The following is a 6,588-nucleotide window of genomic DNA, read 5'->3' as shown; positions in this document are numbered from 1 at the left end:
ACGAAACTCGTGCGGTGGGGGCATGTTCTTGCGCGAAAGCCCGTCGTCTCCGCTATGACGTGGATCAGCCTAACCGCGAGGAGCGGCTGAGTGGTGGAGCGGCCGCGCGTCTCGTGATCGGGCTAGGTCGCAGTGCGCTACCCGGCGTCGGCCTCCATCAGGGCTGGTCGCGTGAGAGAGTCCCAACCATGAGCACATCTCCCCTCAGCGGCGTCCGCGTCGTCAGCCTCGCGCCGAACCTCCCGGGGCCCGCGGCGGCCATGCACTTCGTCCGGCTCGGGGCGCAGGTGACGAAGGTCGAGCCGCCGAGTGGTGACTTCATGGAGGCCGCCGCGCCCGCCTACTATCGTGAACTCACCGCGGGGCAGGAGATCGTCACGCACGACCTCAAGTCCGACGAGGGCAAGGCAGCCGTTGCGGAACTGCTCGCCGACGCCGACATCCTGCTCACCTCGTCGCGCCCGTCGGCCCTCACCAAGCTCGGCCTCGGCTGGGACGCTCTGCATGCCGCCCACCCGCGGCTCGTGCACGTCGCCATCGTCGGGCACCCCGGCGACGAAGCCGAGATCGCCGGCCACGACCTCACCTATCAGGCCGTCAACGGAACCCTCGACCCACCGTCGCTTCCCCGCGTCCTCATGGCCGACCTCGGCGGCGCCGAACGCGCCGTCTCCGCCGGCCTCGCCGCCCTCGTCGAACGCTCCCGCACCGGCACGGGCAGCTATTGCGAGGTCGCCCTCAGCGACGTCGCCTACGACTTCGCCGCCCCCGCCCGTCACGGCATGACGACGCCCGACGGCCCACTCGGCGGCTCGCTGCCGCAATACGCGCTCCACCGAGCATCCGACGGCTGGGTCGCCGTCGCCGCCCTCGAGGGCCACTTCTGGACCCGCTTACGCGACGCCCTCGACCTGCCCGACGGCGACGACGCAGCCGGCGCCCTGAGCGCAGCCCTCGCCACCCGCACCGCCGCGGAGTGGGAGGAATGGGCGCGCGAACGCGACATCCCGATCGCCGCCTGCGCGGCACCGTCGAAGGGGCAGCACTGATCCGCTGACCGGGCGCGGGCGTCAGGCGCGTCGGAGCACCCGCAGCGAGCCGGTCACACTGACTTCCTCGAAGCCCTCGGCCAGCGCCCGCTCCACGACGTGCCAGGGCGCCTGACCGCCGTCATTCGGGTCGGGGAAGACGTCGTGGACGGCGAGCAACCCGCCCGGCGCCACGTGCTGCGCGAACGCCGCATAGTCGTGCTGCGCCATCTCCTCCACGTGGTTGCCATCGAGGAAGAGGAACTCCACGGGAGTGCTCCACCACGCGGCCACCTGCTCCGTCGTCGCGACGACGGCCGAGACGACATCGCGGACGTGGTCGTCCCAGGTGCGCCGGAAACTCGGCAACGTGTCGAGCAACCCCGAGTGCTCGTCCACCATCGTCGTGTCGTGCCACTCCCACCCCGGCTGGTTCTCCTCGCTGCCGTGGTGATGATCGACCGTGACGATCTGGGTACCGCCCACCTCGCGGGCCGCCTGCGCGAGCAGCACTGTCGACTTGCCACAGTAGGTGCCGATCTCCAACCACGCGCCGGGGCGAGCGGTGCAGGCCGCCTCGAAGAGCGCACGGCCTTCGTCGAGCGGCATGAAACCCGTCGTCGCGTCGAAGGCGTCGAGCACGTGCTGAGGCAGTTGCGGGGTCATCGTGTCTCCTGCATCGAACGGGGGAGGGCTGAGTCGGTCGAAGGGGCGGACGCTGCGTCACCGGTTTCGGGCCACGTCATCGCGTGGAAGAAGTTCGCCGCCGGCGTGAGGCCGTCGAGGGCATCGGCGGCGAGCAGCACCGCCCCGGCGGTCCAGCCGGTGCGTTCCTCGGGCCAGATCGCGTCGTCGTCGACGACGTAGCCGGTCCAGTACGCGCCGTTCCCGTCACGCAGTCTTTGGATCTCGGCGAGTACGCGGCGTGCCTGCTCACGCGCCCGCGCCTCGTGACGTGTGCCGTCGAGGCAGCACAACGCCATGACGAGTTCCGCGCCCTCGCCGCCCGTCACCCACGGCCGATCGTCGACGCACCGCACGCCCTCACCGACCCAGACGAACCGGGCCCAGTCGGCCTCCAGCCGTGCCCACGCGGCGTCACCCGTGAGCGCGCCGCCTAGGACGGGGTAGAACCAGTCCATCGAGAAGCGGTCACGGTCGGCGAAGGCCTCGGGCGCGCGCCGCACCGCGTCAGCGAGCCGGCGCGCAGCCTGCGGCCACTCGCCCGGCTCGTGCCCCAGTCGCCGCGCCAGCGCGCACGCCGCCCACAACGACTGCAGGATGCTCGCGTTGCCCGTCAACAGCGCGTGATCACCCAGGCCACCGCGCGGGTTGATCGCCCACGCGATGGTGCCGTCGTCGCGCTGCGCCGTCAGGACGTGGTTGATCGCATCGCGCACCATCGGCCAGTACCGCGCGCCGACCTCGTCGTCACCGGTCGCGAGCACGTAGTGCCACACGCCGACGGCCGGGTAGGCGCACTGGTTCGTGTCGCTCTCGGCGTGGACGACGATGCCGTCACGCACCTCCATCGGCCACGACCCGTCGGGACGCTGGGTATGCGCCAAGTGGTCCAAACCCGCTCGGGCCGAGGCGAGCAGCCGCTCACCGTCGGCCTTGTCGGTCGCGCCAAAGACGACGCCCGAAACCGTCAGCCCCATGAGCGCCTCGGTGTGGTTCCACGCGTCCCACTGCCCACCGGGAAACCACGGTAGCGCGCCGTCGTCACCCTGCATCCGGGCGAGAAACGCGCCGGTCTCGGCGATCTGCGCTGCGGTGAGGGCGGGCGGCATCAGACCTGGGCGGGCTTGCGCAGGTAGACGACGAAGCTCTTGCCCATGACGGGGTTGAGCGCCTTCTCGGCGGTGCGCGTCAGCTTGGGCGCCTTCATCATGTCCCACACGAGCAGGCGGTGGTACGCCTTCACCGCGGGGTTGGTGTCGTTGTCGACCCCCACGGCGCACTTGAGCCACCAGTACGGGGAGTGCAGCGCGTGGGCGTGGTGGGTCGCGAACGCCTCGAGGCCCTGACGTTCGAGGCGCTTCGTCAGCTCCGAGCCCTTGTTGATGCGCACGTGGCCGCCCTCGACCTCGTGGTACGGCGTCGACAGCATCCAGCAGATCTTCTCCGGCCAGTACCGCGGCACCGTCACCGCGACGAGCCCGCCGGGCTTCGTGACGCGCGCGATCTCGGCCATCGCGCTCTCGTCGTCGACGATGTGCTCGAGCACCTCGGAGGCGATGACGCGGTCGAAGCTCGCTTCGTCGAAGGGCATCTGCCGCGCGTCCCCGGCCACGGTGCGGTACGCGCCCGACGCCGGCACCTGACCCTCGGCGTCCATGGCGCCGAACATGGTGGAGACCTCGGCGAGGTCGTCCTCGTTGAGGTCGAACGCTGTGACGTCGCCGCCGCGGCGCAGGGCCTCGTAGCTGTGACGGCCCTGACCGCACCCGACGTCGAGCACACTCATCCCGGGCTCGACGGGGAAACGATCGAAATCAACGGTCAGCACGGGCGATCTCCTGCTCGTAGACACGGACGGTGGCGCGGGCGACGGCCCGCCAACTGTACGTGGATTCCGCACGGGCGCGCCCGTGCATCGCGAATTCGTCCCGCAGGGAGGGATCCGCGAGAAGGCGTTCGATGCCCTCGGCCAGGGCCGTCGTGTCACCCGGCTCGACGAGCAGACCGGCATCACCGCACTCGTCGTCGGGCGTGCCTTCGACGAGCTGCGGCAGTGCACCGACGCGGGAGGCGACGAGCGGCGTCCCGCATGCCATCGCCTCGACGGCCGGCAGCGAGAAGCCCTCGTAGAGGCTCGGCACGACGTGGACCTCGGCGCTCGCGATGAGCTCGGCGAGCTCCTCGTCGCTGATGCCGCTGACGAAGCGGACCTTCTCCTCGATGCCGTGACGCGCGAGCCGCCGTCGTGCGGCGCCGTTCGCCGTGCCGACGACGACGAGTTCGCTCCAGGTTTCCGCGGGCAGCTGCGCCACGGCGTCGAGGAGGACGTCGAGACCCTTGAGCGGAACGTTGGCGCTCGTGATCGTGGTGAGTCGCCCCGCCACCTTCTGCTCCGGCCTCGGCGTGAAGACCTCGACGGCCACGCCCACCGGGACGACGTGGAGGCGCTGCGGGTCCACACCGAATTCGCGGACGATGTCGTCGCGGCTGCCGTCACTCACCGTGATGATGCGGCTGCTCGCGCGGGCGACGCGGGCTTGCATGGGCACGAACGAGTACCAGCGCCACTTCGTGTACTTGCGCCACGGCGTGCGGGCGTCAGCGATTTCGAGGCGCCGGTCGGCGCTGATCGGGTGGTGGATCGTCGTGACGACCGGCAGCCCGGCGCGTTCGACGGCGAGGATGCCGGGCGCGAGGGTCTGGTTGTCGTGCAGGACGTCGAACTCGCGGACGCGCGGTGTGAGAAGGCGACGCAGACGACGCCCGAAGGTGCGCGGCTCGGGGAAGGTGCCCGAGAGCATCCCGGCGAACTCCGCGACGTCAAGGGCGTCACGGAACTCCGAGCGCGCGGGGCGGCGGAACGGGTTCTCCTCGTTGTAGAGGTCGAGGCTCGGCACCTTCTCGAGGCGCACGCCCTCGTCGAGTTCGGGGTAGGGCTGGCCGGAGAACACCGTCACCTCGTGGCCGAGCGCCACGAGCTCGCGGCTGAGGTTGCGCACGTAGATGCCCTGCCCGCCGCTGTGCGGTTTGCTGCGGTAGGACGACAGGGCGATGCGCATCGTGGGTGACCTTCGGCGGTGGGCGAGTGGACTCGCAGTTACTTTACGGGCGAGTAGGCAGACGGCGCGTCGCGGCGCCCTTGTGATCGCACCATCCGCGCAGGCAGTCCATTCGACGAATCGTTCGCCGTTGCGCAGGTCACACGGGCCGTCGCCGCGTCGGCGCCCGCCGTTGCGGCCTCCAACCCGCCGAACACCAGCGGACTTCTCGTCTTCGTGCCGTGGCAGAACACGTTCGGTTCCTCCCGCAGCACCAACGGTCGCGACGGCGCCTTCCTGCCGTACGTCCTCTACCCGACCGCGGCGCCGACGAGTGGCACCTTGACCCAGACGAGCACCGCCGCAACGGCAGGCGACCCGCTTGGTGACACCTCCTACACGCCGATGGCTTCCAGCGCGGGCGCATCGGACGACTCACGATGCTGCTCATCTTCGGCGTCGGTTCGCTGCTCATCACGTGGCCGGTGCTCGGTGCGACGGCAACGAGAAGGGCTTCCGCGTCTACCTCCTGGGCTGCGTCGCGATCTCGCTCGGGGTGTTCCTGTGGGGGCTGCGGAACAAGGAGTTCAGCCACCTCGACCGGGACTTCGGGTCGGCCTGGGACCACGACGACGAAGGCCGCCGACTCGCGGGGGAACCCGCGCGCACGGCATCGCGTCGACGTAATGGACGACGGCGGCGAGGAGATTCATGGAACACGTGCGGACGCCCGGTGCCCTCGACGGGCTGCTCATCGCCGACTTCGGGCGCGTCCTCGCCGGGCCGTACGCGACGATGCTGCTCGGCGACCTGGGCGCAGACGTCGTCAAGATCGAACGCCCCGACTGCGGTGACGACACCCGCTCGTGGGGCCCGCCGTGGACCGACGACGGCGAGGCGACCTACTTCCTCTCCGTCAACCGCAACAAGCGCAGTGAGTTCTGGGATCTGCGCTCCGACGACGATCGGGCCGCTGCGCGCGAGCTCGTGACGCGCGCGGACGTCGTCGTCGAGAACTTCCTGCCGGGCACGATGGCCCGCCTCGGCCTCGGTTAAGACGACGTCAAGGCGCTCAACCCGGACGTCGTCTACGTCTCGATCACCGGTTTCGGGGAGTCGACGCTGCCCGGCTACGACCTGCTCGTCCAGGCCGTTGGCGGCCTCATGTCCGTGACGGGCGCCCCCGACGAGCCGACGAAGGTCGGTGTCGCGATGGTCGACATCGTCACGGGCCTCCACGCGGCCGTCGGTCTGCTGGCCGCGCTGCGGCATCGCGACGCGACGGGGGAGGGCCAGCACGTCGAGGTCTCGCTGCTGTCGTCGTTGCTCTCGGCACTCGCGAACCAGTCCGGCGCGCACCTCATGACGGGCGCCGTGCCGCGCGGCATGGGCAACCGGCACCCGTCGCTCACCCCGTACGAGGTCTTCCCGACGGCCGATCGGCCGTTGGCCATCGCCGTCGGGAACGAACGCCAGTTGGCCCGCCTCGCCGACGTTCTCGGTCACCCCGAGTGGGCTGACGACCCCCGGTATGCCTCCAACGCCCTGCGCGTCGAGCACCGCGACGTCCTGGTGACGGCGATGAACGACGCCTTGTCGTCGCGCAGCGCCGGGGAGTGGGCGAGCGACCTCGGCGAGGCGGGCGTGCCTGCCGGTCCCGTCAACGACATCGAGCAGGCTTTCGCGCTGGCCGACCAGGTAGGGCTCGATATGCGTGTCGACGTCGACGGGCTCGCGCAGGTGGCCAACCCCATTCGGATGTCGGCGACGTCGGCGACCTATCGGCGCCGCCCGCCTCGCCTGGAGACGTGACGTCGACGTCGTGTCAGGCGAGGGCG

Annotated in this window: 5 protein-coding genes and 1 pseudogene; 2 read left to right on the top strand and 4 right to left on the bottom strand. The window is 70.5% G+C overall.

The annotated features are described in order from the left end of the window. The first annotated feature begins 188 nt into the window (after window positions 1–188). The gene (locus tag EVU97_RS13865) at window positions 189–1,049 is read left to right on the top strand and encodes a CaiB/BaiF CoA-transferase family protein (protein WP_129666638.1); all 861 of its coding nucleotides are present in this window, start codon (window positions 189–191) and stop codon (window positions 1,047–1,049) included. A 21-nt stretch (window positions 1,050–1,070) separates the two neighbouring features. Here EVU97_RS13865 and EVU97_RS13860 read toward each other — a convergent pair whose 3' ends face one another. The 4 genes from EVU97_RS13860 to EVU97_RS13845 are packed head-to-tail and all read right to left on the bottom strand — an operon-like array spanning window position 1,071 to window position 4,771. Next, on the bottom strand, window positions 1,071–1,694 hold the full coding sequence (locus EVU97_RS13860) for a class I SAM-dependent methyltransferase (RefSeq protein WP_129666636.1): 624 nt from the start codon (window positions 1,692–1,694) through the stop codon (window positions 1,071–1,073). Then, window positions 1,691–2,821 carry a prenyltransferase gene (locus EVU97_RS13855; RefSeq protein WP_205744928.1) on the bottom strand — a complete coding sequence of 377 codons (1,131 nt, stop codon included), beginning with the start codon at window positions 2,819–2,821 and terminating at the stop codon, window positions 1,691–1,693. The genes EVU97_RS13860 and EVU97_RS13855 overlap by 4 nt, the downstream gene beginning before the upstream one ends. Beyond that, complete coding sequence (locus tag EVU97_RS13850) at window positions 2,821–3,540, bottom strand: class I SAM-dependent methyltransferase (protein ID WP_129666634.1); 720 nt, start codon at window positions 3,538–3,540, stop codon at window positions 2,821–2,823. The genes EVU97_RS13855 and EVU97_RS13850 overlap by 1 nt, the downstream gene beginning before the upstream one ends. Further along, complete coding sequence (locus EVU97_RS13845) at window positions 3,527–4,771, bottom strand: glycosyltransferase family 4 protein (RefSeq protein WP_129666632.1); 1,245 nt, start codon at window positions 4,769–4,771, stop codon at window positions 3,527–3,529. Before EVU97_RS13845 ends, EVU97_RS13850 begins: the two co-directional genes overlap by 14 nt. 690 nt (window positions 4,772–5,461) lie before the next feature. Here EVU97_RS13845 and EVU97_RS13840 point away from each other — a divergent pair. Further along, window positions 5,462–6,562 (top strand): annotated as a pseudogene (locus tag EVU97_RS13840) (CaiB/BaiF CoA transferase family protein). The last annotated feature ends 26 nt before the right edge of the window (window positions 6,563–6,588 follow it).

It is taken from the genome of Dermacoccus sp. 147Ba (assembly GCF_004151355.1).
GTDB classification, from domain to species: domain Bacteria; phylum Actinomycetota; class Actinomycetes; order Actinomycetales; family Dermatophilaceae; genus Dermacoccus; species Dermacoccus abyssi.
The sequence above is the reverse complement of the archived record's forward strand: the minus strand, read 5'-3'. Positions and strand labels throughout refer to the sequence as shown.